Here is a 16,087-nt window from a genome sequence, read left to right on the forward strand (position 1 = left end):
ATCGCCGGACAGGTGTCCGTACAACTCGTCTTCGTACAGATAGGGCGTCAGGTTCGAAGCCATCGCCGACAGGGCCCGGACGTCTTTGTCCACGTCATAGGACAGTGCCGGCAGTTGAGTGCTCATCGTCTCTCTAACCCTTCGATTAGTGAATACGGGTTAAATCGTGCTACTGCTTTTTCGTGCGCATCACGTTCTGATAGCGGGGATCGCTCTGAAGCTCACGCAGACGCTCGTCCGCGCCAGTCACGAGCCATTCGTATATGTGCTGCCCGCCGTCCCCATAAGACACCGTCGGCTCGAACCCCAGGATCTCTTTGACCCCGGTTACCAACGACTCAATGCCGTCAGCGGGCGTCAAGGCCAACCGCAAATACTGGTTGGGAACCCACTCCATCGTCAGGGGCAAGCCGTTCCATTCGCCTTCGACCTTAAAGGGCGACGTTTCGCTGGTGCAGTTGAGGTAGAGGCCGTTGATCCGGTTGCTCCAAAAGGTGTGATTCACCCGCTCTTCGATGAAATAGGCGCGATGTTCCGGCTCGCGGTAAAACCACGTGGTCGCGTTCGTTGCCATGAACTCAAAAACTCCTCTTAGGCAAAAACGATCTGCCACTAATCATACCATCTATGCGCCCTTTGCGGCTACCCAAGTCCTGAGTAAGGGGCTCGATTTTGAACCGCAACGCCCCTTGCGGTGTATTTTTCACGAGAACCGTCAGCAAAACGCACCCCGCCCCATAACGCGGCGCACCGGAAGGGCTTACATTCATGAGCGGATTTGCCTGGTTAGGCGTTTTAGGAAGCGCCTTCGCCACAACGCTTGCCCTGGCAGCATGGATCGTGATGGCGATCCCATATCTCGACAACGCCCCCTACATCACCGAACTGCGATACAACACGCGCAAGCCGCTGCAACTGGGGATCGTGATGTTCGCCGCGTTCTTTGCGATCTTCTTCCTGGGCGCGCGCTATCTGACCGAGGACACCAGCGGGCCAATGCTGCTGTTCGGGGGCGTGATCGTCGCGTTGCCGATCAGTATGCTGCTTGGCTCAGAAACCTGGGAGCATTACAACCCCAAAGGCATGGATCGCGCGCCGGGTCCGCAGGCGATCGCCATTGCGACGAGCATCGGGCTGGCGGAACTGGTCGGCGTGTCGGTGACGGCGCTGGTACTGCTCCAACTCGGCTGATCGCCCTTCCCTGCTACAGCCACAAAAAGACAGGGACGCTGCCCGGTGGGTAACGTCCCTGTTTTCGTCTGCGACTATCAGGTTAGCGTTGCGGCCAGCGTTCCTCGATGCCGCCGTGATGGATCGTCAAACGTTCCTCGATCAGATCGGCCTGGGCAGTATCAAAGTCGGACAGCGCGATGCTGCTGATCCACGCGTCCTTGATCACCCAGCGCCGGACCTCGACCCCATCATCCACAGCAACAACCGACAATTCGCGCGTGACTTTGGCGGATGAGTTTGCGAGCGTCTCGCGCGTCCAACGGTTGAAGGGCAGAGTCGGGTCCTGCTGGACCATCTTCACAATCACCACCGGCTGAAGAGTCACCTGACCGCTGCCGTCCATCTGCCGGATCGTCAATCCGCGCACGGCAAAGATACCGGCGGCTTCGGCTCCCTCAATCTCCACTTTGAACTCATTTGCGGACAGGCTGTCTACGGCCTGGATTCCGCTGCTTTGCTGCGCCATTCCTGATGCTCCTTCCGCCACTCATCGTTTAGCCGAGTATACACGTCCGGCTGTGTGAGCGACAACGCGGCGGATTGCTTACTCAGTTTCTTTCACGTCCTCGGCCAGACGAATGTGCAGATCCTCAAGCTGGGCAGGTTCCGCTTCCGACGGCGCACCGGCCATCAGGTCGGCAGCCTGCTGCGTCTTGGGGAACGCGATCACCTCGCGGATATTCGGCTCGCCTGCCAGCAGCATGACCAGACGGTCCACGCCGGGCGCGATGCCACCGTGCGGCGGCGTGCCGTACTCGAATGCCTCAAGCATGTGGCCAAACCGTTCGCGCGCGACGTCAGGATCCAGCCCGATCAGCTTGAAAATCTTCTCCTGGATCTGGCGGTCGTGGATACGGATGCTGCCGCCCGCGACTTCGTACCCGTTGCAGGCGAGGTCGTACTGCTGGCCGCGCACCTTACCGGGTTCGGTATCGAGCATGGCCGCGTCTTCCCACATCGGCGCGGTGAATAGGTGGTGGCTGGGATCCCAGCGGTGTTCGTCTTCATTCCACTCAAACAGCGGGAAGTCGATCACCCAGCAAAACGCGATCTTCTTGGGATCGGTCAGGTTGAGCCGGTCCGCCAGGGTGCGGCGCAGCGTATCGAGCGATCCGGCAACAACCGGAGCTGTATCCGAGACGAACAGCAGCAGGTCGCCGGGCTGAGCCTGCATCCGTTCCAGCAGCATAACCAGCAGGTCCGGCGTGAAGAACTTGGCGATGGGCGAGCGCACCGGGTTTTCGTCGCTCTCCTCGACCGCCATCCAGGCCAGACCCTTCGCGCCCGCCGACTTGGCGATTTCTTCCAGCTCACTCAATTCGCGGCGGCTGTAGGAGGCCAGACCAGGCACGCGAATCCCGCGCACCGGGTTCCCCGCTGCGACGTTGTCCGCGAAGACGCGGAAGGACGTGCTCGCCGCGATGTCGCTGATGTCCACAATTTCCAGGCCGTAGCGCAGGTCGGGCTTATCCGTGCCGTAGCGCAGCAGCGCGTCGTGGTGGCTGAGGCGCGGGAACGGCTTGTGGACCAGTTCCAGCCCGGCAACATCTTCCACGACGCGCGTCATCATACCTTCAACAAGATCCATCACGTCTTCACGCGTGACGAAGCTCATTTCCATGTCCAACTGGGTGAATTCCGGCTGGCGGTCGCCGCGCTGATCTTCGTCACGGAAGCAGCGCGCCACCTGGAAGTAACGCTCGTAACCCGCTACCATCAACAACTGCTTGAGCTGCTGAGGACTTTGCGGCAGCGCGTAGAACTTGCCGGGATGCACGCGGCTGGGCACAAGGTAGTCGCGCGCACCTTCGGGCGTGGTCTTGAACAAGATCGGCGTCTCGATCTCGACAAAACCCCGGTCGCCCAGGTAATTGCGGATGAAGCGCAGCACGTTGTGACGCAGCACGAGATTATGCTGCATCGAGGGGCGGCGCAGGTCGAGGTAGCGATAGCGCATACGCAGCGCTTCTTCGACCTTCTCGTCCTTGTTAATGTAAAACGGCGGCGTCTTGGCGCGGTTGAGCACCACGATACTGCTAGCGTGCACTTCGATATCGCCCGACGCGAGATCCGGATTTTCCATACCTTCGGGCCGCTTCACGACTTCGCCCGTGACCTGGATCACCCACTCCGAGCGGATATCGCGTGCCAGTGTGTGCGCCTCGGGCGCGGTCTGCTGGTTCACAGTCACCTGCGTGATGCCCCAGCGGTCGCGCAGATCCAAAAATACCAGGCCGCCCTGGTCGCGCCAACGATGCACCCACCCCGCAAGGGTTACGGTTTGGCCTGCGTTCTCAGCGCGCAGCTCGCCGCAGTTATGTGTCTTCAACATAGATTAAGTCCCCCGTGCGCAACGTGTGGTCCAGGCAGCCCGCCGGTAGCCACCTGTACAGTGTAAAATGCCGACAGAATATTCGGGGTAGTATAGCGCACTGCCCACACTTTTGCCTGTGTAGTGTGCACATTTACTGTATACCGCGCACCGGTTCGAATGCAGAGCAACAGCGCGGAATCAGGGTCGCGCGGCGCCCTGCCCATGCAAAATAAACAAAAAAACGCCCCGGCGGACGTGCCGGGGCGCTGCATTCGGAATGGAGGGACGGCGCAAAAATCACATCAAGCATCTCAGCACAAGCGTGACGTGCGACCTGATCGCAGCTTTACGGTCTACCAGCGACCTCAAAAGGCGGATATGCGCGAGGCTAACGAGCCAAACTCGATCCGGTCGGATCAGGGTGTTGAAGCTGCATGTAGCTGACGTCGGGGAGAGAATAATTCTTCCACCGGTACCAGTGATATGTCAGCAGGCTGCCAAGAGCCAACGGGTTGAGCAACTGCTGTAATTCGAAAAGATGTGGCTGATCCGCCGCAATAACAAGCCAGGACGTTGCAAGGATACAGAGCAGTAGCGGCGCATTCCACATTGTGTTGCGGCCAACCCACAACATGAACCAGATCGGGAGCAGCGTATAGACCAACGTATAATCATGGGTCTGCGGCAGGACCATCAAAGTGACGAGAATGAGCACAGACATGCTCCACAGCAACCGGGTCTCGTCCGGCAAAGACCGCATTTGTAAAAGCAGCGACAATCCCCAGACCACAACCGCAGCGATAATGAAATTGGATATACCCTCTCCGAATACACGTGTGGGATAGCTTGAAATTCCCCGCTCCTTATAGAACTCCACGCCATTGAAAAAGTCTGGAATCCAGAATCCGATCTGCAAAACGGTCAGTAGGAAAACCGTGCCTATCAAGCCAGCCCAGATCGCTACAACTTTATACCGCCGCTTCAGCAGCAGATCCAATAGAATGACGGCGACCAACAAGGCCCCTTCTGGGCGAATAGTTGCTCCAAGCAGCGCCAGTGCAGCAAGCCATGAGCGATTCTCAAGCAGCAGCCACCACGCAAGCAGCAAACAGGCCAAAACGAAAGGCACGAATTGGCCGAGCACGTAGACATTGACCGAATGGTAGTTCCCGACTGCTGAGGCCATAACAACGAGAGCCAACAGAAGCGGCTTAGCCCGCCAGCCCAACCGCGCAAACATCAACGATGGGGCCACCATGAAGATCAGGAGCTGCAAACCGCACCAAATGCTGACAGCGATCTTGATCGGCAGCAGCCAGAGAGGAAGCAAGATCCACGTAATCGTGGCGAGGTACAAAAAATGTTCCGATACAAACGGGGGCAGCTTGTGAGATGCGCAATAAGCATCATCAAACACCAGGGCATAGGGATTCTCTCCCCGGAGCATAACGTTTGCGCCAGCCCACCGTGGGTAGAAATCGAAATTGGTCTGGATCGGAACAAGCCACAAATACGCAGTTATTGAAAAGGCCAGCCACAGAATCAACACAAGTGATCCGAGTAGGACTTTCTGCCGCACCGCGTTATGCACCTGACGCACCCTTTCGAGGGGGTCACCAGGAAAGAGGGTCTGCGCTTCCCGTTATCGAGCCATTCATACGGGCAGCACCGGTACGCAAGCACACATACCGCTGCCCCAGTCAGGCAACAAAGAAGCTGCTGTATCACTGTAGATCTTGTTGACGCCCGGACCTCAGGCCGGCAGCGGTACAGACAAAGCGAGGTCCGGCCCCAACCCTACCCACCACATTTCCCGCTACCCCAGAGGATAATACCGCGAGCCTGTAAAATACTCAGGTTGCAAGTTCATTTATCATAGCATCTAATAATAATTACTTCAAAGTGACTAAATACAGTACGATAGGCGAAAAATGAATGTATTTTTTAACACACCAGAACTACACACAGGGGTTCGCCGTGCAGCCGTCACCATATCTGGAGTGCATCGAAGCGCCGTGATTCCGAGTGAGCCGAAGGAAAACAAAAACGCCCCGGCACTTTCACCGGGGCGCTGCATTCGGAATGGAGGGACGGCGAGAATTACGCCATACGTACGTAGGTCTGGCCTTCGACCCAGCGCGCAATGTAGGGATAACGATAATCCCGCCCGTTCCACGTTTCGACCGCCGCGATCACGGAGTAGATCACCATCGCTACCGGCAGCGCAAAGGTCGCCACGAAGTAGACCAACGCCAGAACGAGCACGATCGGGGTGAGAATGAAGCCAACCAGCAGCAGGATCAGCAGCATGGACAGGATCAGGAGCGCCCCCCAGACGATTGCGCCACCGATCAACAGCGACATGAAACCAACCGTGCCCACCAACTGAATGGTGAAGGCCTGGAGCGCGTGGAAGGCCACATACTGCGACCGCTTGCGGAACGCAAAGTAAATCAGGAGCGGCACGAACATCGTGAACAGCACGCCCGTACCCACGCTCGGCAGCGCGACGAGCGCCGTCAGCAGCGTGCTCGCATGCGCCAACGCGGCCCACTTGCGCTCGTTGGGGTGCACCGGGCTTTCCCATGCCTTACGCTTGGGCTTGCCCGATACGGGCGGCAGCTTCACGCCCTCCATGGGCGCTTCCAGGCGGTTGCGACGCTCCGGCGGATCGGGATAGTACCGATCCTGATATTCGCGCACCACCTGCTCGCCTTCGGAGTCGTCGCCAAGGCGCGACTTGATACCCTCTACGGCCTGGCGGATGTGATCCGGCACGGGCACGCCTTCGATTGGATCATTGGGCGCCGCAGGCGTCCCGGTGATGTTATCACTCGCGTTTGGATTCTGATCGCGCTCTTCCATCGTGTGCTCCTGGTAAGTCATCCCTGTAAACCAACACCGCTGAAGGTGATGTTCGCTCGTTGCTGTCGTCGTTCACTTGTTTATACGCAAGCCAGCGCACAAGGGTTGCGCATGGAATTCACCAGTTTCAAAAACTGTTTTCACGCCACCGTCCTACGGTATACTCGGCCCGCCGAGGAGGAACCCCCTATGCGCGACATCTTTCGAGACGATTTCACATTCACCAAACGGCACCTGGGCGTCATGCTGTGCGCCGCCGGTCCCGTGCTGATTGCGGCAATGCTGGCCGCCGAGTGGCTCGACGCCGATTCGGGCGGATTCGGACTGGTGCAGCGGCTGGGCGTCGTGCTCGGCGCGGCGGCGCTGGTGCTCGGCCTTTCGCTGATTCCTCTGGGCAACCAGCCCGCCTGACTATAATCGTATGGCAACCTATACTTCACCTTCCACGGATTCATCATACGCTTCCCGCGCCGCGCTCTGGATCGGGCGCATACTGCTCGCGGCAGCGGCGCTGCTGCTGATCGCACACACGCTGATTTACATCCACTACGCGATCGGGCTGATGCGCTTTCCCTTCGACTACGACCAGGGCGAGGGCTTCGAGCTGGTCGATACGGTGATGTTCAGCCACGGGGATTGGCCGTACCGCAGCAACGAAGTGTATCCGTTTTACGCCAGCAACTACCCACCCCTGTTCCACCTGATTCTGGTCCCGTTCGTGTGGGTCTTCGGCCCGGCATACTGGTACGGGCGGCTGATGGGATTCCTGGGCACGCTGATCACCGCATCCGCCATCGGTTATGCTGTCCACCGGGAAGGCCGACACCGGCTGATTGCGATCTTTTCTGCCCTGGCGTTTTTGGCCTCCAACTACATTTATCACGTGGGTCCGCTGTTCCGGCAGCACCTGTTTATGGTGATGTTTGAAACCGTAGCGGTGGTCGTGCTGGCGCGCGTCACAGACCGCGCAGATCGGAAATGGCCCCGCCGCACGATGATAGCCGGGCTGGCGCTGCTGATCTGTGCTGGCTACACGAAGCAGCTCGCGGCGGCGACCGTCGCGGCGGTATTCGTGTTCCTGTTTCTGCGCAATCCACGGCGCGCGGTGGCCTGGGCGGTCCCCTTCGCGGGGGTAGCGGGCGCGATCTTCCTGTTTATCAACGTCTCGACGCACGGCGAATGGTGGACCAACATCATCGCCGCGAACGTCAACACGTTCATGCCCCAGCAGGCGCTCGACCTGTTCCGGCAGTGGTGGCGGCTGCACTGGGCGCTGGTAATCATGGCGGGACTGTTCGCGCTGTACGAGCTGTACTTCGCGCGGCTGTCGCTCTATACGATCTGGTGGGCTGCCGCCATCGCGGATTCGGCACTGTCGGGCAAATGGGGCGCGGGCGACAGCTACTTTGCAACGGCCATCGCCGCGACCTGCATCCTGTCGGGCATCTTCGCCGCGCGCACGCTGCGCGGGATGTGGAACCCCGCCGACAACCCGATCTCACGCCGGCTGCGTGTACTGTGGAACCGGGCCGGGACGCGGACCGTGTGGATTCGCGCCGCCGCGCTTATCGCCGTCCCTGCGCTGTACGTGATTTACGGCTTGAGCGTGATTCACATGCCGACCGAGGGGCGGTTCTTCGGCTCGCTGTCGGATGCGCTGAATCTGACGTCGAGCTACGGCGACCGGTATGCGTTCTACGATTCGGCGGGCTGGGTTCCCGGCTACGCGACCATCGGGCACGTGCCGTCGCAGACAGACATCAACAACGGCTGGCGGATCGTGGATATTCTGTGCGCCAGCGACAAGCCTGCCATGAGCGAGGAGGCGGGCTTCAGCCTGCAAGCGGATCGGGACGTGATCACCAACCCGACGCAGCTCAAAAACCTGTACGAGAACGATCTGTACGATCCCACAAATCTTGTGAATGCGATCCGCGCGCACGACTTCAGCGTGCTGATCTTCCGCGCGCAATTCTACCCGCCGCCGGTGCTGGACGCGGCGTACGAGGCGTATTACCCATCCGAGGTGATCGTCATGAACGGGTTTAACTACGAGATCTGGCGGCCCGGCCCCTCCCAACCCGAACGCGACGCAACCGCCGCCGCGCTGGCCGATCTCGCGCCGGGCGAAGAAATAACGCAGCCGATCAGCCTGGAGCCGGACGCCGCCGCGACCTGGATCACACACATGCTCAGCCGCCAGCATTGGGAACGGAGCGAGTCCGCGCCTGCGGCGAACTGCACCGCGCAGCACTACACACGGGATAATGAAACGCTCGCCGTAGAAGTCTGCCCCGCCGGGGATGGCGCGGAATTAACGTTTGGGGCTGTCGCAACGCCCGAGTAAAAAAGCGTAGGGGCGTACATGATACGCCCCTACGCCTCTGCGACTTCAAACCATGCTAACCACGATCAACGCAGGGCGAAAACCAATCCCAGCAGCGCCAGCAGTGCGCCGACAGTGATCGCCGCATAGGGGATCGTCGTGCCGTACAGGTTGATCTGGTCGATCGCATCCTGGGCGTCCATCTTGGCATCCTGCACGGACTCGTCAGTCGCCTGATAGGTCAGATCGTAGACGGGCACGCGCAGGTTCGCGCGCTGATCTTCGGGCAGCGCAGCCAGCGGCGATCCGGCGATCATGTCCTCGGAAAGACCCACCGCACGCAGCTCGTGCTTGGACGTATCGATCAGCACGCCCGTTTCCGGCTCGATCCAGTACTGCGCCTCGTAGCTGTAGTAGTACTGGAGCGGCACGGTGTCTTCGGGCCAGTTTTGCAGCAGCGTAGGCAGCATATTCTTGACCATTGGGCTGAGGTCCGTGTTTTCGATCAGCGCCGCCAACTGTTCTTTGGGGAGTGCCTCGGGCAGCCCCATCGCCTGAACCGCGATAGGATCGATGAGCTGAGGCTCGCTGCTCGACGTAAACAAGTAAGTATCCAGGCCGCTGCGGTCGTGCGTCACTTCTTCTGCATAAACCAGCGGAACCACCGAGTTATAATCGTCGCTCCAGCCATCGTAATCTTTCTTTTCGGTATCTATCGGCCAGCCGATAACCAGACCGCCGCGTGGGCGGAATCCATCCATGCTGTCCCAATCGGATGGATGATCGGCGGTATATGCCATCGTCTTGCGATCGATGGCATACCGCTTGAGTAGCGACTGAAGCGGTTGATCGCCGGTCTTGAGCTGCTGTTCCTCACTCACCAGGGCCACATCACCATCGGTTTCTTCGGTTTTGATATGGCGATCGATCGTTACCTCGAGATCGTGCATAAACTCGAACGTCTGGGCATTCAGCAGCACCGGCATTGTACCGGCGTAGGTCCGGGTGGTATCCACGTCGTCCGGCCACTGCTTCATGCCGGGCACGATCGCCAGCATCAGCACCAGCCCCGCCGCAACGACCACCAGACCTACCACAAGCAAGAGTGCGCCAATAGTCTTTCGGCTCACGGCCAAACCTCCCTGGCCCTTCCGGGCCTATGTGAAATATTTCGGATTGACTATACACCTATGATGTAAAAACAAATAGACACGCGACTAGTTATGGTCACATGTCTAGAAATTCACAAATTGGGAGGTCGTGAAGGGAAAAACTGGGTCGGATACACAAAAAGCCGGTGGCAACGATCAATCCCCAATCTGGCGTGTTTGCCAGAGGCTGCCCGCCGCCAGCAGCGCAAACGACGCCACATAGACCGCCATGTAGAGGATCATGCCGGGCGCGTCAACAAACGCGATCGCCAGTCCGACCACAGCATAGAGGCCGAGCACGATTTCGCCCACCGTGGTCCAATCGGGCCGGATCACATAGCGTGTGCTCGCCAGACGATCGCCGCGCTGCACCACGCGGAACTTGGGCGTACGCTTGAACGCGTTGCCGCCGCGATGCGTCACGGCTTCAAACACGGCGCGCGAATTGCTGAGCATCATGCCGGTGTTGAACAACAGCAGCGCCGGAAAGTAGAGGAGCCGCCCGATCCAATCGGGATAAAGCGCGATCTGCCCCATCGCCAGGATCATGGTCGGGGCAAGGCTGGCAATCCCCAGTGGAGCCAGCGGGAGCTTGCTCAACAGGCCCGCCGCCAGCACGGGCGGCGTCAGTACGAACAACAGCAGGACAAAGGGCTGAATCGCGTATTGGCCCAGATGAGACATACCCATCGCTTTTTGCAGCGGGGAGAGATCCGCGCGCAGCAGCTTCCCGGCGTGCTTGAGCAGGCACTGGGTCGATCCCTTCGCCCAGCGCGCCTGCTGCACCTTGTAGGCGGTTAACTGCGGCGGGATTTCGCCCGGCACGCTCACATCCACGAGGTAGCGGAAGCGCCAGCCCAGCATAAACGCGCGGTAGCTCAGGTCAAGGTCTTCGGTGAGCGTATCGGCAGTCCAGCCGCCCGCCTGCTCGATCGTCTCGCGCCGCCAGACGCCGCCCGTTCCGTTCATGGACATCGGCAGATCGCCCCGGCTGCGCGCCACCTGTTCGATGGCGAAATGCTGGTCCATCGACAGCGATTGAGCGCGCGTCAGCAGATTGTAGTCCACGTTGAGGTGCGCCCAGCGCGTCTGCACCAGGGCCACATTGGGCGAACCATTGAAATGCGGCATCACGCGGCGTAGAAAATCGGGCGCGGGCACAAAATCGGCGTCGAACGTCCCAACGCACGCCGTCTCGCACCGAGATAGTCCATACGCGAGCGCCCCCGCCTTGTACCCGATACGCTCGGGCCGCCGGATCAGCTCGATGTCCAGGCCGCGCGCGCGCCACTCGTCCACTTTGGCGCGCAGGAGATCGGTCGTCTCGTCGGTCGAGTCATCGAGAACCTGCACACGCAGCTTGTCGCGGGCATAGTCCAGCGCGCCGACCGCATCGATCAGGCGATCGACGACGTGCTGCTCGTTGTAGATGGGCAGTTGAAGCGTCACGGAGAGCAAGTCGCCGTCGGGTACGTCGGGCGCAACCGGAGCACGCTTGCGATTGAAGAAATACACCGTCAGCAGAATGAAAAAGCTGGCGGAGTAAAGCGCGATCACCCCCGCCGCCAGCATATATCCCGCGCCAAGCAGGGTTAGCAGCACGTTCAAATGAGATACCTCATTCCAACACCGATTACAACGCGCGCAACTCGTCAATACGATCCAAACAGGCCGCGTATTCGCGCTCCAACTGGGCGGCCATCTCGCGCAGCAAGTTACGCCCTTCGCGCGCGGCAAATTTAGACTGGATGCTCAGCCACATCAATTCCCCATTGAGAAGCTCGCTGCGCTCGTGACGCAGGGCCGCCAGGCGCGCCTCAAGCTGGTACGCGATCTGCTTCAGCTCGCGCAGGGCCAATGCTGCCAGAGGCACGTCAGGCGTCGCACCTTCGGGCTGCTGAGACAGCAGATGCAGTGCATTCAGATCGCGGTTGGCATACGCAGAGTTGATCTCGGCCATCAGACGTGTACGGCGAGTGCGCTCGTCGGGGTCGGCAGCCAGATCGGGATGGTAACGGCGCGCCAGGGCGCGATAGAGGCGCTTGAGCATCCGCTCGGGATCGTCATCGAGGATCACCTGACGCACAGGCGGATCGGGTTCGGAAGGGGCCGCACCGCGCGGCGCGATCCAGGTGCGCCAGAACTGCTCCTCGACGGATACGTAATCGGGCGGCGGCGACCAGCCATCGGCAGGCTGCGAGGCGTATCCATGAAGCTGCGGCGGGGTGAGCTTTTCGGCTTCCAGATCCGCCACCACCGCGCGCATGACGTCCAGACGTTCCACGAGCGGGCGGATCTTACGGTTATAGTCGCGGGTGAACGATTCCAATTCACGCCGGAGGTCGATTATTTCTTCCTCCAGCGCGGCCAGTTCCATCTCTGCCCCGGCGATCTGCGCCTTCAGCCGCTCGATCTCGGCTCCGGTATCGTCCACCTACTGCCCTATCTCGCGCTGTGCCGCTTGATCCCGGTCACATGGTACATCACGCTGAAATCGAGGCGCGGCTTCATTTTGCGCGGCTCCATCGGCTCCATGGTGAACAGCTCGGACACGCGGTCGTAGGTGCTCTGGCTCAACATGACTTCACCCGGCAGCGCGTTTTCCTGCAGCAGCTTGGCGAAGTTGAACGGCGCGCCGATGGCGGTAAACTCGCGGCGGCTGGGGCTGCCCACGTTGCCCAGCATCGCCAGCCCGGTATCGATCCCCACGCCGTACGAGAGGCGCTGATCCGGCTCCAGGATCTCATGCAGCGCCGTCACGTCATAGACCATCGACAGGGCCGCGCGCACGGCTCGCTCGGCGTGATCGGGTTGCGGATTCAACTGCGTATTGAACAGGCCCACGACCGCATCGCCCAGGTACTTATCGATGATGCCGTCGTGAAGCTGAATCGCGTCGGTGCACACGGTCAGGTAGCGGTTGATGATCGCCAGCAGTTCTTCCGGCGGCAGATGCTCACTGAAACTGGTAAAGCCGCGCACATCCGCAAAGACGATGGAAATCTCGCGCTCATCGCCGCTCAGACCCAGACGATCGATACTCTGAATGTTGCGCACGAGGCTTGGCGGCAAATAGGTGCGAACCACGTTAAGGGTCGCGTCGCGTTTTTTGATCTCCGTGAGGTCATCCACCACCAGCGCCACGCCATAAATCGCACCGCCGCTGTTGGTTAGGGGCGCGAGCTTCAGGTTGAGCGTCACCGGGCCCCGCCCCGGAAGCACCGGCTCGATCTCGATCACCTGCTGGCCGCCCTGGCTTTTTACCGTTGCCAGGGTCGTGTCGAACCGCTCGGACAGCATGGGCAGCACCGTATGCAGCGACTGCCCGAGCGCATCCTGCGCTGCAACGCCCAGGATCGTCTCGGCGGCGTTGTTGTAGGTGACGATCAGGTCATTTATATCGGTGGTAATCACACCGCTGGCGATGGACGCGAACACGTCGTCCATCAACTCTTTCATGTCGATGATCTCGTTCAGCGCGCGGCGGATGCGATCGAACAGGCGCGCATTTTCGATACCCACCGCCGCCTGATTAGCGAAGGCTTCCAACAGCCCCAATTCCTTTTCACCAAACAGATCCGGCACGTGATGGTTATCGGCATACATCACGCCGGTTTGTTTGCCCCGGAAGAACAGCGGCACGCACAACACCGAACGCGGCGCGTGCAGCACGACGCTTTGCTGTTCACGGTAGCGCGGATCGAGCAGCGCGTTACGCGCGACGACCGGCTTACCCGTTTCGTTGACCTCGGTGACGATGGTCCAGCTCACGCTGAAATCGCCCTCTTCGATGTCTTCGCGGTGCATATCACGCGCCACGCGGAAACGCAGCTCGCCCGTCTTCGAATCACGCAGGACGATATAGCCGCGCTCCGCGCCCGTCAGCGCGATGGCGGTGTCCATCACTTCGCGCAGCACGAGGTCCAGATCGAGCGAGGTGTTGATCAACTTGACCGTGTCGGCCAGCGCGCGCAGTTGGGCCAGCTCTGCGCCTTCGTCCAGCACGCGCTTGGCGACCCCCTCTAACGTGACGCGCAAGTAGTAGAGGCGCTCGAAGACTTCAGGCGGCAGCGACAACCCGCGCTGGTATAACAGGCCGTACTGGGACCGCAGCGTACCATCCAGATCGACCACTTCTTGAGTCAAGCGGCAGAGGTGCTCATAAAGGATCGTATTCATATTGGCAGTGCTGAGCATCTGGCCCTACCTATCTCCGCGGCATACCATCAAGAAGCAACGCGGACTTCATAGACGGTCGTCGTCTGGCGGCGCCCCCGAACCTGCACAGCGGGATGCTGCGAGATCGACAGCCTCGATTCCATTTCGATCAGCTTCTCGGCGCAGTGTCGGTAGGTGTCTTCGCTGATGATGATCTGTCCCTGTTCGGCGTTTTCTTGCAGGCGCTTCGCCAGATTCACGCTGTCGCCAATCGCGGTAAAGTCGCGCCGCGTCGCGCTGCCCACGTTGCCGAGGGTCGCCACGCCGGTATGCATGCCGATCCGGTAGTAAGGGACAGCTTCCTCGCCCAGTTGGTCCGCAAGCGCCAGACACGTCTCGGTAAGGCGCAGCGCCGTATTGACCGCGGCCCAGGCATGATGCTCCTGGGGGTTAAGCTGCGTGTTGAACAGCACCATGATCTCGTTGCCCATGAACTTATCGATCACGCCCGCGTTCTGGTGGATGACTTCAGCGCCTGCGGTCAGGTAGAGATTCAGCCACGCCATCAAATCCTGAGGGCTGAGATGCGCCGGAAAAGACGAAAAAGGCCGCATCTCGACAAACATCACGGTGATCACGCGGCGCTCGCCACCCAACCCCAGGCCGTCGATACTTTGAATGTTATCAATCATCGTGGGCGGCAGGTAGCGGCGCACCATGTCCAGCGTTGCATCCCGGCGTTTGATTTCGGTCAAGTCTTCGACCACGATCGCGATACCCTGCGTTTCGTCTTCGTCCTTCAGCGGGGTGAGCTTGAGATTCAGCGACACCTTACCCCGCGACCGCAGATTCAGCTCCATGTCGATCGTTTCACGAGCGCTCTGCGCGTATACCCGCGCCAGCGCGTCCGCGATGGGATGATACAGCGCAGGCAGCGCCTCGGCCAGCGTATGACCCAATACGCGATCATGCGGGAGGGCAAGGATACGCTCCGCCGCAGCGTTATACGTCGTGATCGTGTCATAGATGTCGGTCGTAATCACACCGCTGGCGATGGACGTGAACACGTTGTCCAGCATTTCCTTGATCTCGGTGACCTCGGACAGCGTGATCTGCACGCGGCGGTAAAGCCGCGCATTTTCGATCGCAATTGCGGCCTGATTGGCGAAGGACACCAGCAGCGACAATTCCTGCTCGCCAAACAACCCATCCCGAACCCGGTTATCGGCGTATACCACGCCGGTCACCTCGCCCTTGACCGTCAGCGGCACGCACAACACCGAGCGCAGCGCGTGAAGCATGACGCTCTGCTGGTGGCTGAACCGCGGGTCCGACTGGGCATTGGTCGTGACCACCGGCTGCCCGGTCGCGGCGACCTCCTCCACGACGGTCCGGCTGACGATAAACCCGCCCTCGTCGATCGTCTCGCGGTCGAGGTTGCGCGCGACACGAAATTCCATCTGGCCGGTCTGCTCGTCGCGCAGCACGATGTAGCCACGCTCGGCTCCGGTCAGGGCCACAACTTTGTCCATCACTTCGTTCAGAACTTGATTGAGGTCCAGCGACGAGTTGACCAACGCGGTCGTTTCCGCCAATGCACGAAGCTGGCTTAACTCGACCGACGCGTTGATGATCTGCCGCGAGAAGTTTTCAAGATCCATCTGGACGCTGCGCAGAACGTTCAACGATCCAGGTGGCAGCGTCATACCATGCTGGCGCAAAAAATCGCGCTGCACACGCAGCACGTCAATCAGGTCGGTCGTGGCCTGCAACAACCACTTTATCTCGTCCTCAACCGGAGGTCGTCCGTTGGGTTCGCTCATTCCGATCATTCCTCAGCGCTGTGGAACGCTAAGCTCCATGTCCCCGCATCATAATCCCGCTCGCGCACAAAATCCACACGCCAGCGCGGGTCGTACACTGCGTAAGACGCACAAGCCGATTATACCTGTCCGAAGTTACCCGGCAATAACAGGGACGGGCTGAAATATATCCTTATTTGGAGCGATTAGAAGACCTATTCCACTGCGATATATCGAA

13 protein-coding genes are annotated in these 16,087 nt (G+C 60.0%); 3 read left to right on the forward strand and 10 right to left on the reverse strand.

Annotation, left to right across the window (positions count from 1 at the left end; all coding sequences use genetic code 11):
- Positions 1-169: 169 nt before the first annotated feature.
- Entirely contained in the window at positions 170-574 is a 405-nt protein-coding gene (locus V7116_RS02045) for a hypothetical protein (protein ID WP_324389904.1), read from the reverse strand.
- Between the two features lie 194 nt (positions 575-768).
- Between V7116_RS02045 and V7116_RS02050 the strand changes: the two genes are divergently transcribed.
- Positions 769-1,191, forward strand: coding sequence for a hypothetical protein (locus V7116_RS02050; protein ID WP_324389907.1), 423 nt, complete (start codon positions 769-771; stop codon positions 1,189-1,191).
- 82 nt (positions 1,192-1,273) lie between these two features.
- Here V7116_RS02050 and V7116_RS02055 read toward each other — a convergent pair whose 3' ends face one another.
- From V7116_RS02055 to V7116_RS02070, 4 genes are all read right to left on the reverse strand, one after another.
- Entirely contained in the window at positions 1,274-1,699 is a 426-nt protein-coding gene (locus tag V7116_RS02055) for a phage tail protein (protein ID WP_324389909.1), read from the reverse strand.
- A gap of 78 nt (positions 1,700-1,777) precedes the next feature.
- Positions 1,778-3,565: an aspartate--tRNA ligase gene (aspS, locus tag V7116_RS02060; protein ID WP_324389911.1), complete on the reverse strand. Its 1,788-nt coding sequence runs from the start codon at positions 3,563-3,565 to the stop codon at positions 1,778-1,780.
- Positions 3,566-3,935: 370 nt separating this feature from the next.
- Positions 3,936-5,126 (reverse strand): glycosyltransferase 87 family protein, encoded by a 1,191-nt coding sequence (locus tag V7116_RS02065; protein ID WP_324389913.1) that lies wholly within the window; start codon positions 5,124-5,126, stop codon positions 3,936-3,938.
- Between the two features lie 521 nt (positions 5,127-5,647).
- The gene (locus V7116_RS02070) at positions 5,648-6,412 is read right to left on the reverse strand and encodes a DUF4870 domain-containing protein (protein ID WP_324389915.1); all 765 of its coding nucleotides are present in this window, start codon (positions 6,410-6,412) and stop codon (positions 5,648-5,650) included.
- Between the two features lie 189 nt (positions 6,413-6,601).
- On the opposite strand from V7116_RS02070, the gene V7116_RS02075 reads away from it, so the two are divergent.
- Together V7116_RS02075 and V7116_RS02080 are read left to right on the forward strand one after the other, a co-directional pair.
- Positions 6,602-6,823, forward strand: coding sequence for a hypothetical protein (locus tag V7116_RS02075; protein WP_324389917.1), 222 nt, complete (start codon positions 6,602-6,604; stop codon positions 6,821-6,823).
- A gap of 10 nt (positions 6,824-6,833) precedes the next feature.
- Positions 6,834-8,759, forward strand: a complete 1,926-nt coding sequence (locus V7116_RS02080; protein ID WP_324389919.1) for an ArnT family glycosyltransferase — start codon at positions 6,834-6,836, stop codon at positions 8,757-8,759.
- Positions 8,760-8,824: 65 nt separating this feature from the next.
- Here V7116_RS02080 and V7116_RS02085 read toward each other — a convergent pair whose 3' ends face one another.
- From V7116_RS02085 to V7116_RS02105, 5 genes are all read right to left on the reverse strand, one after another.
- Positions 8,825-9,868: a porin PorA family protein gene (locus tag V7116_RS02085; RefSeq protein WP_324389921.1), complete on the reverse strand. Its 1,044-nt coding sequence runs from the start codon at positions 9,866-9,868 to the stop codon at positions 8,825-8,827.
- Positions 9,869-10,045: 177 nt separating this feature from the next.
- Complete coding sequence (locus V7116_RS02090; RefSeq protein WP_324390092.1) at positions 10,046-11,491, reverse strand: glycosyltransferase; 1,446 nt, start codon at positions 11,489-11,491, stop codon at positions 10,046-10,048.
- 31 nt (positions 11,492-11,522) lie between these two features.
- Complete coding sequence (locus V7116_RS02095) at positions 11,523-12,323, reverse strand: hypothetical protein (protein ID WP_324389923.1); 801 nt, start codon at positions 12,321-12,323, stop codon at positions 11,523-11,525.
- A gap of 8 nt (positions 12,324-12,331) precedes the next feature.
- Entirely contained in the window at positions 12,332-14,068 is a 1,737-nt protein-coding gene (locus V7116_RS02100) for a GAF domain-containing protein (RefSeq protein WP_324389925.1), read from the reverse strand.
- Between the two features lie 47 nt (positions 14,069-14,115).
- The gene (locus V7116_RS02105) at positions 14,116-15,870 is read right to left on the reverse strand and encodes a GAF domain-containing protein (RefSeq protein WP_324389927.1); all 1,755 of its coding nucleotides are present in this window, start codon (positions 15,868-15,870) and stop codon (positions 14,116-14,118) included.
- Between the last annotated feature and the right edge of the window lie 217 nt (positions 15,871-16,087).

It is taken from the genome of Aggregatilinea sp., assembly GCF_036822615.1.
In the GTDB taxonomy this organism is placed as follows: domain Bacteria; phylum Chloroflexota; class Anaerolineae; order Aggregatilineales; family Aggregatilineaceae; genus Aggregatilinea.

What these genes read in the sequence shown, in the direction of transcription:
- V7116_RS02075 (WP_324389917.1), top strand. Translation starts at nt 6,602, where the DNA reads ATGCGCGACATCTTTCGAGACGATTTCACATTCACCAAACGGCACCTG.
- V7116_RS02105 (WP_324389927.1), bottom strand. Translation starts at nt 15,870, where the DNA reads ATGAGCGAACCCAACGGACGACCTCCGGTTGAGGACGAGATAAAGTGG.
- V7116_RS02055 (WP_324389909.1), bottom strand. Translation starts at nt 1,699, where the DNA reads ATGGCGCAGCAAAGCAGCGGAATCCAGGCCGTAGACAGCCTGTCCGCA.
- V7116_RS02080 (WP_324389919.1), top strand. Translation starts at nt 6,834, where the DNA reads ATGGCAACCTATACTTCACCTTCCACGGATTCATCATACGCTTCCCGC.
- V7116_RS02045 (WP_324389904.1), bottom strand. Translation starts at nt 574, where the DNA reads ATGGCAACGAACGCGACCACGTGGTTTTACCGCGAGCCGGAACATCGC.
- V7116_RS02070 (WP_324389915.1), bottom strand. Translation starts at nt 6,412, where the DNA reads ATGGAAGAGCGCGATCAGAATCCAAACGCGAGTGATAACATCACCGGG.
- aspS (WP_324389911.1), bottom strand. Translation starts at nt 3,565, where the DNA reads ATGTTGAAGACACATAACTGCGGCGAGCTGCGCGCTGAGAACGCAGGC.
- V7116_RS02100 (WP_324389925.1), bottom strand. Translation starts at nt 14,068, where the DNA reads ATGAATACGATCCTTTATGAGCACCTCTGCCGCTTGACTCAAGAAGTG.
- V7116_RS02050 (WP_324389907.1), top strand. Translation starts at nt 769, where the DNA reads ATGAGCGGATTTGCCTGGTTAGGCGTTTTAGGAAGCGCCTTCGCCACA.